The following is an 18,870-nucleotide window of genomic DNA, read 5'->3' on the forward strand; positions in this document are numbered from 1 at the left end:
TTACTCGCAAGGTAGGCGGCCTTTTTGATGGCGGTAGCAGACCGCAGGTTTATGATTTTATAGAGGAAAGACAATGTCGGCAGAAAATACCTCAGCTACCGCTGAGCAAATTGATGTGCAAGCCAGTGCGGCAAAAGTAATGGATACCGTGAGCAATATGACCTTTGATTCAATGCTTCACGATTGGTTGATTCCTTATGGTTCCAAAGTGTTATTAGCAATAGTGATTTTTGTGGTCGGTAAAGCTTTAGCACGAGTAATTAGTAAATTATTGGGTAAGGCAGCGTTAGCTTCGACCAAAGACGAAATGTTGCAAAGTTTCGTAAAATCCATCAGCTATTTTTTATTATTATTAATTGTAGTGATTGCGGCATTATCGCAATTAGGCATTAATACGAGCTCTTTGGTGGCATTGATTGGTGCAGCGGGATTGGCTATTGGTTTATCTTTACAAAACTCTTTGCAAAACTTTGCTGCCGGAGTCATGTTGTTGATTTTCAAACCCTTCCGCAAGGGGGACTTAATTGAAACCGGTGGACAAACCGGCACAGTAGAGGAAATGGGACTCTTGGTATTGGAATTACGTACTGGTGATAACAAAACGGTATTAATTCCTAATGGCAAGGTATTCTCTGACAGTATTGTGAATTATTCTGCCAATGAATTACGTCGTATTGATTTCACCTTTGATGTTTCTTATGAATCCAACTTGAAAGAAGCGAAGGACATTATCACGCGTATTTTGGCTGAAAATAGTTTGGTTTTAAAAGAGCCTCAAGCGGTAGTTGCCGTGGGCGCATTGGCGGCCAGTAGCGTGCAATTAATAGTACGCCCTTGGGTGAAAACCGGCGACTACTGGGCCGCTTATTGGGGGATCACCGAAAGTGTGAAAACTGAGTTTGATAAGGCCGGAATCGAGATTCCATATAATCAAATGAGCTTACATATTGCAGAAAATCAGGCAGAAAAATTAACACATAAAGCCTCTTAACCGAGCACTTTATTGATAAGCGGCCACATTTTAGGATGTGGCCGTTTTTTATCTGGTTAAAACCTGTCCTATATCAATAAATCCTTATATTTTGTACGTTCTTCTACCTCAAAGAGAGTATCATTAAACGCGGAATAGATAGGTTATCTTTCTGCTATTTCTAAAAAATAAGGATATTCGTTATGGCAATTAAGAAAGTGATTACTGTATGTCCGTATTGTGCCTCCGGTTGTAAAATCAACCTTTTGGTTGAAAACAACAAGATAGTGGGAGCGGAAGGTGCACACGGCAAAACCAATGAAGGCGAGCTTTGCCTGAAAGGGTACTATGGTTGGGACTTCGTCCACGATACTAAAATTCTAACCCCGCGTTTAACGCAACCGATGATTCGTTATGAACGTGGTGGTCCATTCACTCCGGTAAGTTGGGATGAAGCGATTTCTTACTCAGCTCGCCGTCTCCAAGAAATTCGCGAAAAATACGGCAATGAATCCATTATGGTAACGGGTTCTTCCCGTGGGCCGGGCAATGAAGTGAATTTCGTGATGCAAAAATTTGCCCGTGCGGTGTTAGGTAACAACAATATTGACTGTTGTGCTCGTGTGTGACATGGCCCATCTGTAGCAGGTCTGCTCAAATCAGTGGGTAATGGCGCAATGTCAAACTCCATCGTGGAGATTGAAGATACTAAATGCGTATTTATTTTTGGCTATAACGCATCAACTTCGCACCCAATAGTGGCGCGTCGGATTAACCATGCGAAGGCCAAAGGGGCTAAAATTATTGTTTGTGATCCACGTAAAATCGAAACTGCCCGCATTGCGGACATTTATGCGCCGTTGGCTAACGGCTCTAACGTAGCATTTTTGAATGCTATGATGAATGTGATTTTGGAAGAAGGTTTACAGGATCAAAAATTTATTGATGAACACACCGAAAACTTTGATGCGTTCTATGAAACCGTGAAGGCTTATACTCCGGAATCTACCCAACATATCACCGGTATCGAGCCGGAGATGTTGCGTGAAATTGCCCGGGCATATGCTAAAGCGGAAACAGCAACAATTCTTTGGGGGATGGGCGTATGTCAATTCCGCCAAGGGGTGGAAACCGTTCGTGCATTAGCCAGTTTAGCAATGTTGACAGGCAACTTAGGTAAACCGAATGTTGGTGTAAATCCAGTACGTGGTCAAAACAACGTACAGGGTGCTTGCGATATGGGGGCATTATTTAACACCTTACCGGGCTACCAAAGTTTTGCAGATCCGGAAATTAATGCAAAATTTGCTAAAGCTTGGGGGGTTCCGTCAATCCCAACCAAACCGGGTGTTCCGTTAAGTGAGGTACCGCATGCGGTGGCAGAAGGTAAACTAAAAGCCTTCTACATCATGGGTGAGGATACCTTGCAAACTGAACCGGATTTGAACGCGATGAAACAAACTTTCAAGGATTTGGAATTTATCATTGTTCAAGATATTTTTATGACGCAAACCGCTGCAGAAGCAGATGTGATTTTGCCGGCCACCTCCTGTGCTGAACATGAAGGGGTGTACAGTGCGGCCGACCGTGGTTTCCAACGTTTCTATAAAGCCGTTGAACCTACGGGCGATGTCAAGGATGACTGGGAAATTATTAGCCTGATGGCGCAAGCCTTGGGTTATCCAATGCATTACAACAATACCAAAGAAATTTGGGATGAACTTCGTGAGTTATGTCCGATTTATAAAGGGGCAACTTATGAAAAAATGGAAGGGCTTGGATATATTCAATGGCCTTGTACCGATGAAGGTCCGGAAGATCAAGGCACCCAATATCTTTATAAGGGACAAGTGTTTGACCGACCAAATGGTAAAGCGGAATTTTTCGCTTGCGATTGGGAACCACCGATGGAAGAAGTTTCCGAAGAATTCCCATTGGTTCTTTCTACCGTTCGTGAAGTGGGACATTATTCCTGCCGTTCAATGACTGGTAACTGCCGAGCTCTGGCAGCCCTTGCAGATGAGCCTGGATTCGTCCAAATGAACGATGAAGACGCCAAAGCATTGGGCATTAAAAACAATGAGTTGGTGTGGATTGCGTCCTCACGTGGTAAAGTCATTTCCCGCGCTGATGTAAGTCCGCGCACTAACAAAGGGGCTTGTTATATGACCTACCAATGGTGGATCGGTAAATGTAATGAACTTACCGCTGAGCATTTGAATCCGGGATCGAGAACACCAGAATACAAATATAGTGCGGTTCGCATTGAAAAAATCGACGACCAACGTTGGGCAGAAAATTATGTTGTTACTGAGTATGCTAAACTCAAGTCCCGCCTCAAAAACACGGCTCTTGCCGCGTAATACATCAATAAAAGAAAATGACCGCAGATGCGGTCATTTTTTATGTATCTTGTTGAGCCAGTATTTGTGCCATTCGTTCGGCAAACTCATCTAACATGGCATAACGTTTACGGTACATTGAACGTTTCTTACTTGGAATATCGTCCAAATTGCGTGAGCTTTGTAACGGTAGTTGCCAATAATCGGCAAGTTGGCCACCGGATTCAGCAAAAATAGCATCGTAGTCCACCACATAACGTTTACTTTGTACCAAACGGGATTTATTTTGGTATTTTTGTGGAATACCAAATAACCGTTGATAGCCCAGAATTCCGGTAAGCATTTTCATCACTTCTACCATCAAATATGCCGGGCGTAGCCCATGGCAGGATTTGGTTAGCTGCTTAACTAATTCCTTCGAACCATCAAAATTCGGCCCTTGCACCACGGCAATTAATAAGGCATCTGCTAATTTTCCAAAGGTTAATAAATAGATCAATTGGTTATCGGGTTTATAGCGCAACTCCAATGCCCAATAACCTTCCATAGGTTGATATTCATTAATATTTAGCAAAATCTCAAAATCTTCGATTATTTCACCGAAATTTAATGGCTGTTGCCATAGAGGAGGATTTAAATGCGCTAATTTTTGAGGCAAAAAAAGTAAATTATCACAGATAGCCTCAAAACGTTGGCGGGTATTAAAACGTTTATCTAAGAAACGATGCACCAACGGATAACCGTAATTCACCCGTCGATTTAGCAAGGCGGCAAGAAAGTCATATTGATTGATAAATTGTTCGAATTTTTTAATCGTGCCGAGATGCAAGCATGAGCGTAATTGATAACGCAGACGTTTTAAAGCATAGGATTTTTTCCCTTGGTCGGGATAAATTTGCTGCGCATCAATCCAGTGGTACTGTTGTTTATTCATGGTTATTCCTTCAAAAAGCGCGGCATTTTCGCATAATTTCGGCAAATTTGCTATTTGTGGTATGCTAGTCGCCCACTTGCAAGGAAATTCTTATGTCCGAGAAAAAACTCAATTACCATAAAACCCATTTTTTAACTAGCGCTCCTAATATTCGTGCGATTCCTGCCGATGAAGGTATCGAAATTGCCTTTGCCGGACGTTCTAATGCTGGAAAATCTACCGCATTGAATGCCTTAACTAATCAAAAAAACCTCGCCCGTACATCAAAAACACCGGGACGTACCCAGTTAATTAATTTATTTGAAGTGGAAAACGGCTGCAAATTGGTGGATTTACCGGGGTACGGTTATGCGGCCGTGCCGGAGCAAATGAAAATTCAATGGCAGAAATCCTTGGGTGAATATTTACAACATCGTCAATGTTTGGCCGGATTGGTCGTATTGATGGATATCCGCCACCCATTAAAGGATCTTGATCAACAAATGATTGATTGGGCAGTTTCTGCTGAATTGCCGGTGTTATTGTTGTTGACCAAGGCCGACAAATTGAGCCAAAGCGCACGTTCTAAACAGGTCAAAATGGTACGGGAAGCGATTTTACCGTTTCAAGGTGATATTCAGGTCGAAGCCTTTTCTGCTCAAAGTAAACTAGGCATCGATAAATTGGCCGGCAAATTGGATGGCTGGTTCGCACCACTTATTCCTGATTAATGCCTTCACCACTGACGAAATTTGCGTTAAAGATCGCAAAAATACCGCGTAATCCCAACGGATTGCGCGGTTTTTTTTATATTGCCGTTAATTTATCGATTTTTATACCACCTCTAATAAAATCAATGACTTAGCCTCTATTTTGGAGAAAACGTTGGAAAACGATAGTGCGTTTGGGCGGGTGATTGAATTCACGGAAAATAAGGATGTTTCATGTCATTAGCAATTGTGTATAGTCGCGCGTCGATGGGAGTACAGGCTCCTTTAGTTACTATTGAAGTACATTTAAGTAACGGCAAGCCTTGCTTTACTTTGGTCGGTTTGCCGGAGAAAACCGTGAAAGAGGCGCAGGATCGGGTGCGTAGTGCTTTGTTGAATGCCCAGTTTAAATATCCCGCCAAGCGCATTACGGTGAATCTTGCGCCGGCGGATTTACCAAAGGAAGGCGGGCGTTTTGATTTGCCCTTAGCGATAGGGATGTTGGTGGCAATGGAACATATTCCTGCGCAGCGCCTGCAAGCCTTTGAGTTATTGGGTGAGTTGGCGTTAACCGGTGAATTGCGAGGAGTACATGGGGTGATTCCGGCAATTTTGGCCGCGCAAAAGGCTCGTCGAATTGCCATTGTAGCGGCACAGAATGCTAATGAGGCAGCTTTGGTAGCGAATGCCAATTGTGTGATTGCTCGTAATTTGCTGGAGGTCGTGCAGTTTCTCAATCAGCAAATTGAGTTGCCAAATGCAGCGGATTTTCAACAGCAGAGCACTCAGACATTGCCATCCTATAGTTTGGATTTGACGGATATTATCGGTCAACAACACGCCAAACGAGCACTTACGATTGCCGCTGCAGGGCAACACAATTTGCTCTTTTTAGGACCTCCCGGCACCGGAAAAACCATGTTGGCTAGCCGTCTTACCACAATATTACCGGAAATGAGTGATCAAGAAGCCATTGAAACGGCCTCTGTAACCAGTTTGGTGCAAAACGAACTGAATCTACATAATTGGAAACAACGCCCATTTCGAGCCCCCCATCATAGCGCGTCAATACCGGCCTTAGTGGGAGGAGGCTCTATTCCCAAGCCGGGAGAAATTTCCTTGGCGCATAACGGCGTGTTGTTTTTGGATGAGTTGCCGGAGTTTGAGCGCAAGGTGTTAGACGCGTTACGTCAGCCGTTGGAAAGCGGTGAAATTGTGATTTCCCGTGCCAATGCGAAGATTTGTTTCCCCGCCCGTTTTCAGTTGATTGCAGCGATGAACCCTAGCCCAACCGGTCATTATAGCGGAGTACACAATCGTACTTCACCACAGCAAATGATGCGTTATTTAAATCGTTTATCGGGGCCATTTTTGGATCGCTTTGATTTGTCTATCGAAGTACCTTTGTTACCGCAGGGCAGTTTGCAACAAAATGTCGATCGCGGCGCTGATAGCGCAACGGTACGTCGGCAGATTCTACAGGTACGGGAAATGCAATTGGCTCGGGCCGGAAAAATTAACGCTTACTTGAGCGGTAAGGAAATTGAACGGGACTGCAAGCTCACGCTGGAAGATGCCTTGTTCTTGGAAAAAGCCCTGAATAAATTAGGTTTGTCGGTGCGTGCCTACCATCGTATTCTCAAGGTCGCGCGCACTATTGCCGATTTGCAGCAGGAGGCGCAAATTAATCGCACTCACTTAGCCGAAGCCCTTGGTTATCGCGCAATGGATCGCTTATTGCAAAAATTATCCGCGCTTTAAACGCCCCTTACAAAATCAGAGTTTTGCTATAAATAACGCATAAGTCATTGATTTTATTGATATTGAAATTAAAACGCCGTCAAGGGTTATTGACGGCGTTAATTTTTTAAACGATGGAATTAGTGTTCCTGATGTAATTCCTGTAAGGCATATACATCACAATGGTCTAAGCTTTTCACCCCTTCAACCAAGGCTTCAGCACCGGCTAAGGTTGTTTGGAAAAACACCTTTTGCGCTAAGGCACTCGAGCGGATGGAGTGGCTGTCGGCAACGGTTTCTGGCTGGTTGCCGACGGTGTTAATCACCATGGCGATTTCCCCATTTTTGATGGCATCAACGATATGCGGACGACCCTCCCGCACCTTATTCACAATTTGGGTTGCCACACCGTTTTCCCGTAGGAATTTGGCTGTGCCAATAGTCGCGCATAGGCCATAGCCCTGTTCCTGTAAATGGCGGGCAACCGGTAATAGGCGCGGTTTATCGGCATTATCCACGGATAGGAACACTTTGCCGGTTTTTGGAATGCGTTCGCCGACGCCCTGTTGCGCTTTTAAGAAGGCTTCCGAGAAAGTTTTACCCACTCCCATAACTTCACCGGTAGAACGCATTTCAGGACCTAAAATGACATCCACGCCCGGGAATTTGATGAACGGGAATACCGCTTCTTTTACCGCATAATATGGCGGAATGATTTCACCCTCAATGCCTTGCTCCTGCAGACTGATACCCGCCATTGCGCGAGCGGCAATTTTGGCTAATGGCCGGCCGCTGGCTTTGCTAACGAACGGTACGGTACGGCTAGCGCGCGGGTTGACCTCCAGCACATATACAACGTTGTTTTGTACGGCAAATTGCACATTCATTAAACCAACGACATGGAGCGCTTTCGCCATGGCGATGGTTTGACGGCGGATTTCATCTTGAATTTCCGCGGTGAGGGAATATGGCGGTAATGAACAGGCGGAGTCGCCGGAGTGAATACCGGCCTGTTCGATATGTTGCATAATTCCACCAATAATTACTTGTTTACCGTCTGCGATACAGTCAACATCCACTTCAATGGCGTTATTCAGGAAGTGATCGAGCAGAATCGGGCTATCGTTGGACACGGAAACTGCTTCACGCATATAGCGATTAAGCTCTTCATCGTTATACACGATTTGCATAGCGCGTCCGCCTAACACATAGGATGGGCGAACCACCAATGGATAACCCACTTCATTCGCTAATGCTAGCGCTTCTTGGGCATTGCGTGCGGTACGGTTTTCCGGCTGTTTAAGATTGAGTTCGCGTAGAATTTGTTGGAAACGTTCGCGATCTTCCGCCGCATCAATACTGTCGGCGGAGGTGCCGATAATATTAACACCATTGGCATGTAATGCATTGGCCAGTTTGAGCGGGGTTTGCCCTCCGTAATGTACGATAACGCCCCAAGGCTGTTCCACATGAATAATTTCCAACACATCCTCTAAGGTGAGTGGTTCGAAGTAGAGACGATCGGAGGTATCGAAGTCGGTAGATACGGTTTCCGGGTTACAGTTCACCATAATGGTTTCAAACCCGCTTTCACGTAATGCTAAAGCCGCATGTACGCAACAGTAGTCGAATTCGATACCTTGTCCGATACGGTTCGGGCCGCCACCTAAAATCATGACTTTTTTACGTTTGCTTGGTTTTGCCTCACACTCTTCTTCGTAGCAGGAATAGAGGTAAGCAGTATCGGAATTAAATTCACCGGCACAGGTATCAACCCGTTTATATACCGGATGCAAATCATATTGATGGCGTAATTGACGAATCGCGGTTTCCTCGGCATTGACCAGTTGGGCGATACGTTTATCGGAAAAACCTTTACGTTTTAGGTAGCGTAGGAAAGAGCGATCCAAATCGGCAATAGTTTTTTTCTCCAAGGCCAATTCTTCTTGCACCAAATCTTCAATTTGACGGAGAAACCAAGGATCGATTTTGCTGTAATGATGTACTTCCTCCAAACTAAATCCGGCACCAAAGGCATCGGCAACATACAGAATTCTGTTTGGTCCCGGATTGCCGAGTTCCTGACGAATTTTTTCCGGTTGTTCGGATAGTAAGTTGAATCCACAAATGCCGGTTTCCAAACCGCGTAGCGCTTTTTGCAGACTTTCTTGGAACGTGCGCCCCATAGCCATCACTTCGCCAACGGATTTCATTTGGGTTGTTAAACGGTCATCGGCTTTCGGAAACTTTTCAAAGGCGAAACGTGGTACTTTGGTTACCACATAGTCGATGGATGGTTCAAAGGAGGCCGGAATTAGGCCACCGGTAATATCATTGCGTAATTCGTTTAAGGTATAGCCGACGGCTAATTTTGCTGCCACTTTGGCAATTGGAAAACCGGTCGCTTTGGAGGCAAGCGCAGAAGAGCGGCTGACCCGTGGATTCATTTCAATCACAATCATTTCGCCATTAGCCGGATTGATCGCAAATTGCACATTGGAACCCCCGGTATCTACACCAATTTCCCGTAACACGGCAAGGGAGGCGTTACGCATGATTTGATATTCTTTATCCGTTAGGGTTTGTGCCGGTGCAACAGTAATGGAGTCACCGGTATGCACCCCCATAGGATCAAAGTTTTCAATGGAACAGACAATGATGCAGTTATCCGCTTTATCGCGCACCACTTCCATTTCATATTCTTTCCAACCTAATACGGATTGTTCAATTAATAATTCATGGGTTGGTGATGCATCAAATCCACGTTCGCAAATGGCTTGGAATTCATCGCGGTTATAGGCAATACCACCACCCGATCCCCCCATGGTGAAGGATGGTCGAATTAATGTCGGGAAGCCCACTTCCTCTTGTGCTTTCCAGGCCTCATCAAAACTGTGACAGACAAAGGATTTGGGTGTGTTTAAACCAATTTTGGCCATAGCTTCTTTGAATCGTCCACGGTCTTCCGCTTTATCGATAGCATCTTCGGTAGCGCCGATCAGTTCTACGCCATATTTTTTCAGTACGCCATTTTTGGATAAATCCAAGGCACAGTTCAATGCGGTTTGTCCGCCCATGGTAGGTAAAATGGCATCCGGGCGTTCTTTGGCAATAATTTTTTCCACGGTTTGCCATTGAATTGGCTCGATATAGGTCACATCAGCCATATTGGGGTCGGTCATAATGGTGGCCGGATTTGAATTAACCAATACGACTTTATAGCCTTCTTCCCGTAACGCCTTACAGGCTTGCGCCCCGGAATAGTCAAACTCGCAGGCTTGTCCGATGACAATTGGCCCTGCACCGATAATTAATATTGTGTTTATGTCTGTACGTTTTGGCATTTTTGTTTTTCTCTTAATTATATTCAATTTTGATGTGTTCGTTTAAGGGTAGAACTTATCCAGTTCTTGCACTAACCGGTGTTCATCATTTTCTGCTATTTTTTGTGCGCTCATGTACACCTTGGCAAAGCCCTGATCTTCTTTTGTCGTTAGAACATAAATCACATGTTTAATGCCGCTATTAAAGTCACAGGTTGCGTATTTGATATTTTGATAGGTCTTAAATTGTAGCTGACAGTCATTTTTGCGGAATCCCTGCTCTTTTTTGTACCAATCTTCGGCATATAGACCAATCTGACTGGCCGGCAGTTTTTGGCGCTCAACAAATAGATTATGCGGAACACCGCTGCGGTCATAAGGCAGATAGGTATATAAAGCGTGGCCAAGACTTAATTCCGCAGAATTGAGTTCGTAGCTTTTACCTTGAAATGTTCGGTCATTGCTGTTTACACAAGCCATTAAAGAGAGAGTAATTAATCCTAACAATAATTTTTTCATGATCTTTTTCCTGTTACGAGTGTCCATTATTGAAAATGGTTAAAAAATACAGAGTTCATCCACAGAACTATTGGGATGTACATTTACTCTTAGTTTTTTGCTGCTTTCATCTGCTCGATAAATTTATCAAATAAATACGCTACATCGTTTGGCCCTGGGCTGGCTTCGGGATGTCCTTGGAAAGAAAATGCGGCTTGTTCGGTGAGTTCGATACCCTGCACAGAATTATCAAATAAGGAACGATGGGTCACGCGTACGTTTGCCGGTAAGCTGGCTTCATCTACTTCAAATCCATGGTTTTGGCTAGTGATAAGGACTTTTTGTGAATCGAGATCCTGTACCGGATGGTTGGCGCCATGGTGACCAAAGGACATTTTTTTAGTTTTTCCACCAACGGCTAAGCCTAATAATTGATGGCCCAAACAAATTCCGAAGAGCGGTTTTTTACTGGCTAATAGGGTTTTAATGGCTTGGATGGCGTAATCGCAAGGTTCTGGATCGCCGGGGCCATTGGAAAGGAAGATGCCGTCTGGATTTAATGCCAACACCTCTTCGGCAGCGGTTTTAGCCGGTACGACAGTAAGATTGCAACCGCGTTCGGCCAACATTCTCAAAATATTGTATTTGACGCCAAAATCGTAGGCGACCACATTGAACTGGCCATTTTTCTTTTCGCCATAGCCTTGGCCGAGATGCCATTCGCCTTGCTGCCATGGATAGGCTTGCGCAGTCGTTACCTCTTGGGCTAAATCTTTACCGGCCATAGAACCAAAACTTTTAGCTAGGGCAAGGGCTTTAGCTTCATCGATTTCACCGGACATAATGCAGCCGGCTTGTGCGCCCTTATCACGTAATAAACGGGTTAGACGGCGGGTGTCGATGTCTGCGATGGCAACGATATTATTGGCTTTGAGATAATCGGCGAGGGAGCTTTCAGCACGGAAATTGCTGTGTAATAAGGGGAGATCGCGAATAATTAAACCGGCGGCGTAAACTTTGGCTGATTCGATATCTTCGAGGTTAGTACCGGTATTGCCAATATGGGGATAGGTGAGGGTAACGATTTGTTTGCAATAGGATGGGTCGGTCAAAATTTCTTGATAGCCGGTCATTGCGGTGTTAAAGACGACTTCCCCAATAGTGTGTCCCGTGGCACCTAAAGCCGTGCCATGAAATACGCTGCCATCGGCGAGCACGAGAATTGCCTGATTAGACATAAGAACTCCTGATTGTAATTGGTCGAACACTTACGAATGTTCATTAACCGAATAAAAAGCAGAATCGAACTTCTTTACTTTTTACTCCTTACGGCGCACGCCGTCAGGTCGGCTATTCTAATGAAGGTATGCCCATAATGCAAGGCTCACGCAAGTGTAATTGAATAATTATGCTGAAATATTGCATATAAAGTCATTTTAATCAAGCGGGATTTTTATCTTAAATGCATTTTTTTATTATTCTCTATCCCAGCCTTGGGCGGAAAAAGCTTGAGTTCCCGCTATTCTTGATTAGAATGGACGAAATTTTTGGATTAGGAAAATACATGAAAAAAATCAATCTTATCGTCACATTATGTGCGGCTCTGCTATTAGTCGGCTGTTCGGCCACTAAGCCCGATGGTAGCCGCAATGATCCGATGGAAGGATTTAACCGCAAAATGTGGAATTTCAACTATAAAGTTGTCGATCCTTATGTATTGCAGCCGGTGGCTAAAGGCTGGAACAAAATGCCGAAACCGATTACCGGTGGTTTAAGCAATATGGCGAATAACCTTGATGAACCGGTCAGTTTTGTGAACCGTTTATTGGAAGGTGAGCCGCGTAAGGCATTTGTGCACTTTAACCGCTTTTGGATCAATAGCGTCTTTGGTTTAGCTGGCTTCATTGATTTTGCGAGTGCCAGCGAGGAATTGCGCATTGACGGAGAACGTGGCTTTGGTGAAACCTTGGGAGCCTACGGTGTTGATCCTGGCGCATATATTGTATTGCCGATTTATAATGCGACTACGCCGCGTCAATTAACCGGTGCTGTGGTGGATAGTGCTTATATGTATCCATTCTGGCATTGGGTTGGTAGCCCATGGTCATTGGTGAAAAACGGTGTGCAAGTGGTGGATAAACGGGCGAAAAGTTTAGACCAAACAGAATTACTGAACCAAGCCCAGGATCCATATGTAACATTCCGCGAAGCTTATTATCAAAACCTGCAATTTAAGGTGAGCGATGGAAAAGAAAGTGCACCGCAAAAACAGGAACAGCTATCCAACGATGTGTTAAACGAAATCGATTAAGCCAAATGCGGTGCCCTACCGCATTTTTTATTTTTGATGAAAACAGGAGTTAACGATGACTAAAGTCATTCATACTGAGCATGCCCCAGCCGCGATCGGTCCTTATGTACAGGCTGTGGATTTAGGTAATTTGGTATTGACCTCCGGACAAATTCCGGTCAATCCGGCGACCGGCGAAGTGCCGGTAGATATTGTGGCGCAGGCTCGCCAATCCTTGGAAAATATTAAAGCGCTTATTAATCAAGCCGGGCTCAGCGTGGCAGATATTGTTAAAACCACAGTCTTTGTTAAAGACTTAAATGATTTTGCTGCGGTGAATGCTGAGTATGAACGTTTCTTCAAAGAAAACCAACATCCAAATTTCCCGGCACGTTCTTGTGTTGAAGTGGCACGTTTGCCGAAAGATGTGGGATTAGAAATCGAGGCGATAGCAGTACGGAAATAGAAAACGCCCCTGCGAATTTCAGAGCTTTGCTTAAAATACATGCTAAGTTATTGATTTTATTAGGGTTGATTTTAGAATTCATTTTTTGGCAAATTTTGCGCTTTTTTTCGCCATTGGCATTTACAAGTGCAAAAAAGCTCTTTATAATTCCGCGTCTCAATTATGGTTCATCATAATTTGTTTTCTGGTTGGTGCTTGACCTATTCAAGCCCCGTCCAAGACCGTAGGGAACCTTGGCCTTGGCCTCGGTCTTAATCATCCTACGTAGATGGTGTACAGAATAAGAATTTTTCTTGCTTCTGGGCACCGAAGTCGTCCCCGTTTGAAAGTCCACTTTCTCGGGGTAAATGATTCCGACTATTCGGAATAAATTCAGGAGCTAACAGCCAATGGCATTAAATCTTCAAGACAAACAAGCAATTGTTGCCGAAGTAAATGAAGCAGCCAAAGGTGCACTTTCAGCAGTAATCGCGGATTCCCGTGGTGTAACTGTTGATAAAATGACTGAATTACGTAAAGCAGCTCGTGAAGCTGGTGTGACAATGCGCGTTGTTCGTAATACTTTATTACGTCGTGCGGTTGAAGGCACAGATTACGAATGCTTAAAAGATACGTTTGTAGGTCCAACACTTATCGCATTCTCTAATGAACATCCAGGTGCAGCAGCACGTTTGTTCAAAGATTTTGCTAAAGCAAACGATAAGTTTGAAATTAAAGGTGCAGCCTTTGAAGGTAAGATCCAAGATGTTGAATTCTTAGCAACATTACCAACTTACGAAGAAGCAATTGCACGTTTAATGGGCACAATGAAAGAAGCAGCAGCAGGCAAACTTGTGCGCACTTTTGCGGCATTACGCGACAAATTACAAGAAGCAGCTTAATCATTAAGCGTTTCTTACTTCATTTAACTTTACTAATTTTAGGAATTGATTGTTATGTCATTAACTAACGAACAAATCATTGAAGCGATCGCTTCTAAATCTGTAACTGAAATCGTTGAATTAATCACAGCGATGGAAGAAAAATTCGGTGTATCTGCAGCAGTAGCAGCAGCAGCTCCAGCAGCGGGCGGCGCAGCAGCAGCGGCTGAAGAAAAAACTGAATTCGACGTAGTTCTTGCTGAAGCTGGTGCTAACAAAGTAGCAGTAATCAAAGCAGTACGTGGTGCAACCGGTTTAGGCTTAAAAGAAGCTAAAGACTTAGTTGAATCTGCACCTGCAGCGTTGAAAGAAGGCATCTCTAAAGAAGAAGCAGAAGCCCTTAAGAAAGAATTAGAAGAAGCTGGTGCGAAAGTAGAAATCAAATAATTTTGATTTTTCGCCCTGTTTTTTCAGGTCAAATGGCTGGTGGAATTCCATCAGCCATTTTGTGCTATCAAAAACAGCACAAAACAAATCTGCATTTTCCGTTTAATGGGATTTGTTCCACTTGGTCTAGACAGACGGTTTAAACTAAGTAACCCACTACAGAAGTAAGGTTCAGAGTGCGGTATCCGAAACGGCGTCAATCTCCGATATAACTAAAATCGTTCAGTTCAAGTATTTTATTTATATCAACTCGCTCTCACTAAAATTTATAGAGGAAAACCAATGGGTTACTCCTACACTGAGAAAAAACGAATTCGTAAAGACTTCGGCAAACGTCCGCAAGTTTTAAATGTCCCTTATTTATTAACCATTCAATTAGACTCATTCGATAAATTTATTCAAAAAGATCCTGATGGTCAGCAAGGTTTAGAAGCTGCATTCCGTTCAGTATTCCCAATCGTGAGCAACAATGGTTATACCGAACTTCAATATGTTGATTATCGCTTGGAAGAGCCGGAATTTGATGTGCGTGAATGCCAAATCCGTGGTTCTACTTATGCGGCAGGTTTACGCGTAAAACTTCGTTTAGTGAGCTACGATAAAGAATCTTCTTCCCGTGCCATTAAAGACATTAAAGAAAACGAAGTTTACATGGGTGAAATCCCATTGATGACCGATAACGGTACCTTTGTAATTAACGGTACTGAGCGTGTTATTGTTTCACAATTACACCGTAGTCCAGGCGTATTTTTCGATTCTGACAAAGGTAAAACCCATTCTTCCGGTAAGGTGTTATTTAATGCACGTATTATTCCTTACCGTGGTTCTTGGTTGGATTTCGAATTTGATCCAAAAGATAATTTATATGCACGTATTGACCGTCGCCGTAAATTACCGGCAACTATTATTTTGCGCGCTTTAGGCTATACCACCGAAGAAATTTTAGATTTGTTCTTCGATAAAGTGATCTATGAAATTGCCGATAATAAATTGTTAATGACGTTGGTTCCAGAACGTTTGCGTGGTGAAACCGCTAGCTTCGATATCGTTGCTGATGGTAAAACCTATGTAGAGCGTGGTCGTCGCATTACTGCTCGTCATATTAAAGCTCTTGAGAAAGATAAAGTGACTCAAGTGGAAGTACCAACGGAGTATATTGTTGGTAAAGTGGCGGCAAAAGATTATGTAGATTTAGAGTCTGGTGAAATTGTTTGTCCGGCGAACGGTGAAATTTCCTTAGAAGTATTGGCTAAATTAGCTCAGGCTGGTTATAAAACAATCGAGACCTTATTCACTAACGATTTAGATTACGGCCCTTACATTTCTGAAACCTTACGTGTGGATCCTACCTACGATCGTATCAGTGCGTTATACGAAATTTATCGTATGATGCGTCCGGGTGAACCACCAACACCAGAATCTTCCGAGGCCTTATTTAATAATTTATTCTTCTCTGCAGAACGTTACGATTTATCTGCAGTTGGCCGTATGAAGTTTAATCGTTCTTTAAGTATTCCTGAAGGTGTTGGTACAGGTACTTTAAGTAATGACGATATTATTCGAGTGATGAAAAAACTCATCGACATCCGTAATGGTCGTGGTGAAGTAGATGATATCGACCACTTGGGTAACCGTCGCATTCGTTCAGTGGGTGAAATGGCTGAAAACCAATTCCGCATTGGTTTGGTACGTGTCGAACGCGCGGTGAAAGAGCGTTTATCTTTAGGTGATTTAGATGCTATCACTCCACAAGATCTTATTAACCCTAAACCGATTTCTGCGGCAGTGAAAGAATTCTTTGGTTCTTCACAACTTTCGCAATTCATGGATCAAAATAACCCATTATCAGAAGTGACGCACAAACGTCGTATTTCAGCATTAGGTCCAGGCGGTTTAACTCGTGAACGTGCCGGCTTTGAAGTGCGTGACGTACATAACACCCACTATGGTCGTTTATGTCCAATCGAAACACCTGAAGGTCCAAACATCGGTTTGATCAACTCACTTTCTGCATTTGCTCGTACGAACGATTACGGTTTCTTAGAAACCCCATATCGCAAAGTGATTGATGGTCAAGTTACTGAAGAAATCGAATATCTATCTGCGATTGATGAAGCGAACTACATCATTGCACAGGCAAACTCAAACCTTGATGAGAACAACCGCTTTACCGATGCGTTTGTAACTGCTCGTGGTGAGCGCGGTGAATCTGGTCTTTATAAACCGGAAGACATCCATTATATGGACGTTTCAACTCAACAAGTGGTATCCGTTGCAGCGGCATTAATTCCATTCTTAGAGCATGATGATGCGAACCGTGCCTTAATGGGTGCGAACATGCAACGTCAAGCGGTTCCAACTTTACGTGCTGATAAGCCGTTAGTGGGTACAGGTATGGAAAAACCAATCGCACTTGACTCAGGTGTGGCGGTTGTAGCGAAACGTGGTGGTACTGTTCAATACGTTGATGCTTCTCGTATCGTCATCAAAGTAAATGAAGACGAAACCGTAGCAGGTGAAGCGGGTATCGATATTTATAACTTAATTAAATACACCCGTTCTAACCAAAACACTTGTATCAACCAAATTCCTTGTGTGAATTTAGGCGATCCAATTAATCGTGGTGAGGTTTTGGCAGATGGTCCGTCAACTGACTTAGGTGAATTAGCATTAGGTCAAAATATCCGTGTGGCATTCATGCCTTGGAACGGTTATAACTTCGAAGACTCAATGTTAGTTTCTGAGCGTGTAGTACAACAAGACCGCTTCACGACAATCCACATTCAAGAATTATCTTGTGTGGCACGTGATACTAAATTAGGTTCTGAAGAAATCACTGCGGATATTCCAAACGTAGGTGAATCTGCATTAAGCAAATTGGATGAATCCGGTATCGTGTATGTGGGTGCTGAAGTAAAAGGTGGCGACATCTTAGTTGGTAAAGTAACCCCTAAAGGCGAAACGCAATTAACACCAGAAGAAAAATTGTTACGTGCAATCTTCGGTGAAAAAGCATCTGATGTGAAAGACTCTTCATTACGCGTACCAAACAGCGTAAGCGGTACTGTAATTGACGTTCAAGTCTTCACCCGTGATGGCGTAGAAAAAGACAAACGTGCATTAGAAATTGAAGAAATGCAGTTAAAACAAGCTAAGAAAGACCTTTCTGATGAATTAGAAATCTTAGAAGCTGGCTTGTTTGCTCGTGTGCGTAATGTACTTATCGCTGGCGGTATTGATGCGGCTCAATTAGATAAAATGGATCGCACAAAATGGTTAGAACAAACCATTTCAGATGAAGAAAAACAAAATCAATTAGAACAGCTTGCTGAACAATATGAAGAGTTACGTAAAGAGTTTGAACACAAACTTGAAGTAAAACGTAAGAAAATCATTAAAGGCGATGACCTCGCTCCAGGCGTGTTGAAAGTGGTTAAAGTTTACCTAGCGGTGAAACGTCAAATCCAACCGGGTGATAAAATGGCGGGTCGTCACGGTAACAAAGGTGTTATCTCAAAAATCAACCCTGTGGAAGATATGCCATACGACGAAAACGGTCAACCGGTTGAAATCGTATTGAACCCATTGGGCGTACCATCTCGTATGAACATCGGTCAGATCTTAGAAACCCACTTAGGCTTAGCAGCGAAAGGTATCGGTGATCAAATCAATGCGATGATCAAACAAAAACAAGATGTTGAGAAACTTCGTGGCTATATGCAAAAAGCATATGACTTAGGTCATGGTGCTCAAAAAGTAGATTTAAGCACCTTTAGCGATGATGAAATCATGCGTTTAGCGGAAAACCTACGCAAAGGTTTACCGGTAGCAACACCAGTGTTTGATGGTGCTGATGAGCAAGAAATCAAAGAAATGTTGAAACTAGGTGGCTTACCAACTTCAGGTCAGATCACCTTATATGATGGTCGTACAGGTGAGAAATTTGAGCGTCCAGTAACCGTAGGTTATATGTATATGCTCAAATTGAACCACTTAGTTGATGACAAAATGCATGCTCGTTCAACCGGTTCTTATAGTCTTGTTACTCAGCAACCACTTGGTGGTAAAGCTCAATTCGGTGGTCAACGTTTCGGTGAGATGGAGGTATGGGCACTTGAAGCATATGGTGCAGCTTACACCTTACAAGAAATGCTAACCGTGAAATCCGATGATGTGAACGGCCGTACGAAGATGTATAAAAACATCGTCGGCGGTAACCAACAAATGGATCCGGGTACACCGGAATCTTTCAATGTAATCATGAAAGAAATCCGTTCACTTGGTTTGAATATCGAGTTAGACGAAGAGTAA

The 18,870-nt window shown here is 43.5% G+C and carries 13 protein-coding genes; 9 read left to right on the forward strand and 4 right to left on the reverse strand.

Features of this window, described 5'->3' with window-relative positions:
* Positions 1-73 precede the first annotated feature (73 nt).
* On the forward strand, positions 74-991 hold the full coding sequence (locus tag CKV74_RS03575) for a mechanosensitive ion channel family protein (RefSeq protein WP_007242381.1): 918 nt from the start codon (positions 74-76) through the stop codon (positions 989-991).
* A gap of 188 nt (positions 992-1,179) precedes the next feature.
* On the forward strand, positions 1,180-3,333 hold the full coding sequence (fdhF, locus tag CKV74_RS03580; protein ID WP_094188644.1) for a formate dehydrogenase subunit alpha: 2,154 nt from the start codon (positions 1,180-1,182) through the stop codon (positions 3,331-3,333).
* Between the two features lie 40 nt (positions 3,334-3,373).
* On the opposite strand, the gene CKV74_RS03585 is transcribed toward fdhF, so the two are convergent.
* On the reverse strand, positions 3,374-4,246 hold the full coding sequence (locus CKV74_RS03585; RefSeq protein WP_095176751.1) for a VirK/YbjX family protein: 873 nt from the start codon (positions 4,244-4,246) through the stop codon (positions 3,374-3,376).
* Positions 4,247-4,338: 92 nt separating this feature from the next.
* Here CKV74_RS03585 and yihA point away from each other — a divergent pair, with 92 nt between their 5' ends.
* Together yihA and CKV74_RS03595 are read left to right on the forward strand one after the other, a co-directional pair.
* Positions 4,339-4,956, forward strand: a complete 618-nt coding sequence (gene yihA, locus CKV74_RS03590) for a ribosome biogenesis GTP-binding protein YihA/YsxC (protein ID WP_007242456.1) — start codon at positions 4,339-4,341, stop codon at positions 4,954-4,956.
* 213 nt (positions 4,957-5,169) lie between these two features.
* Entirely contained in the window at positions 5,170-6,696 is a 1,527-nt protein-coding gene (locus tag CKV74_RS03595; protein WP_007242362.1) for a YifB family Mg chelatase-like AAA ATPase, read from the forward strand.
* A gap of 119 nt (positions 6,697-6,815) precedes the next feature.
* Here the strand turns inward: CKV74_RS03595 and carB are convergent, their stop codons facing one another.
* The 3 genes from carB to carA form a co-directional block, all read right to left on the reverse strand.
* The gene (gene carB / locus CKV74_RS03600; RefSeq protein ID WP_095176752.1) at positions 6,816-10,019 is read right to left on the reverse strand and encodes a carbamoyl-phosphate synthase large subunit; all 3,204 of its coding nucleotides are present in this window, start codon (positions 10,017-10,019) and stop codon (positions 6,816-6,818) included.
* A gap of 42 nt (positions 10,020-10,061) precedes the next feature.
* A complete protein-coding gene (locus CKV74_RS03605) occupies positions 10,062-10,517 on the reverse strand; it encodes a hypothetical protein (protein ID WP_007242476.1) in 456 nt (151 codons plus the stop codon).
* Between the two features lie 89 nt (positions 10,518-10,606).
* On the reverse strand, positions 10,607-11,734 hold the full coding sequence (carA, locus tag CKV74_RS03610) for a glutamine-hydrolyzing carbamoyl-phosphate synthase small subunit (RefSeq protein ID WP_095176753.1): 1,128 nt from the start codon (positions 11,732-11,734) through the stop codon (positions 10,607-10,609).
* Positions 11,735-12,060: 326 nt separating this feature from the next.
* On the opposite strand from carA, the gene CKV74_RS03615 reads away from it, so the two are divergent.
* From CKV74_RS03615 to rpoB, 5 genes are all read left to right on the forward strand, one after another.
* Positions 12,061-12,807, forward strand: coding sequence for an MlaA family lipoprotein (locus CKV74_RS03615; protein ID WP_007242297.1), 747 nt, complete (start codon positions 12,061-12,063; stop codon positions 12,805-12,807).
* Between the two features lie 55 nt (positions 12,808-12,862).
* A complete protein-coding gene (locus CKV74_RS03620; protein WP_007242470.1) occupies positions 12,863-13,252 on the forward strand; it encodes a RidA family protein in 390 nt (129 codons plus the stop codon).
* 389 nt (positions 13,253-13,641) lie between these two features.
* On the forward strand, positions 13,642-14,133 hold the full coding sequence (gene rplJ / locus CKV74_RS03625) for a 50S ribosomal protein L10 (RefSeq protein ID WP_007242295.1): 492 nt from the start codon (positions 13,642-13,644) through the stop codon (positions 14,131-14,133).
* Between the two features lie 54 nt (positions 14,134-14,187).
* Positions 14,188-14,559: a 50S ribosomal protein L7/L12 gene (gene rplL, locus CKV74_RS03630; RefSeq protein WP_007242467.1), complete on the forward strand. Its 372-nt coding sequence runs from the start codon at positions 14,188-14,190 to the stop codon at positions 14,557-14,559.
* A 282-nt stretch (positions 14,560-14,841) separates the two neighbouring features.
* Positions 14,842-18,870 carry a DNA-directed RNA polymerase subunit beta gene (gene rpoB, locus CKV74_RS03635; RefSeq protein ID WP_007242344.1) on the forward strand — a complete coding sequence of 1,343 codons (4,029 nt, stop codon included), beginning with the start codon at positions 14,842-14,844 and terminating at the stop codon, positions 18,868-18,870.

The sequence above is a fragment of the Haemophilus pittmaniae genome (assembly GCF_900186995.1).
Taxonomy (GTDB): Bacteria; Pseudomonadota; Gammaproteobacteria; order Enterobacterales; family Pasteurellaceae; genus Haemophilus_D; species Haemophilus_D pittmaniae.

Excerpts from the sequence above, each read along its gene's own strand:
- carB (WP_095176752.1), bottom strand. The coding sequence starts at position 10,019 with ATGCCAAAACGTACAGACATAAACACAATATTAATTATCGGTGCAGGG.
- rplJ (WP_007242295.1), top strand. The coding sequence starts at position 13,642 with ATGGCATTAAATCTTCAAGACAAACAAGCAATTGTTGCCGAAGTAAAT.
- rpoB (WP_007242344.1), top strand. The coding sequence starts at position 14,842 with ATGGGTTACTCCTACACTGAGAAAAAACGAATTCGTAAAGACTTCGGC.
- CKV74_RS03605 (WP_007242476.1), bottom strand. The coding sequence starts at position 10,517 with ATGAAAAAATTATTGTTAGGATTAATTACTCTCTCTTTAATGGCTTGT.
- rplL (WP_007242467.1), top strand. The coding sequence starts at position 14,188 with ATGTCATTAACTAACGAACAAATCATTGAAGCGATCGCTTCTAAATCT.
- CKV74_RS03585 (WP_095176751.1), bottom strand. The coding sequence starts at position 4,246 with ATGAATAAACAACAGTACCACTGGATTGATGCGCAGCAAATTTATCCC.
- CKV74_RS03595 (WP_007242362.1), top strand. The coding sequence starts at position 5,170 with ATGTCATTAGCAATTGTGTATAGTCGCGCGTCGATGGGAGTACAGGCT.
- CKV74_RS03575 (WP_007242381.1), top strand. The coding sequence starts at position 74 with ATGTCGGCAGAAAATACCTCAGCTACCGCTGAGCAAATTGATGTGCAA.
- CKV74_RS03615 (WP_007242297.1), top strand. The coding sequence starts at position 12,061 with ATGAAAAAAATCAATCTTATCGTCACATTATGTGCGGCTCTGCTATTA.
- yihA (WP_007242456.1), top strand. The coding sequence starts at position 4,339 with ATGTCCGAGAAAAAACTCAATTACCATAAAACCCATTTTTTAACTAGC.
- carA (WP_095176753.1), bottom strand. The coding sequence starts at position 11,734 with ATGTCTAATCAGGCAATTCTCGTGCTCGCCGATGGCAGCGTATTTCAT.
- CKV74_RS03620 (WP_007242470.1), top strand. The coding sequence starts at position 12,863 with ATGACTAAAGTCATTCATACTGAGCATGCCCCAGCCGCGATCGGTCCT.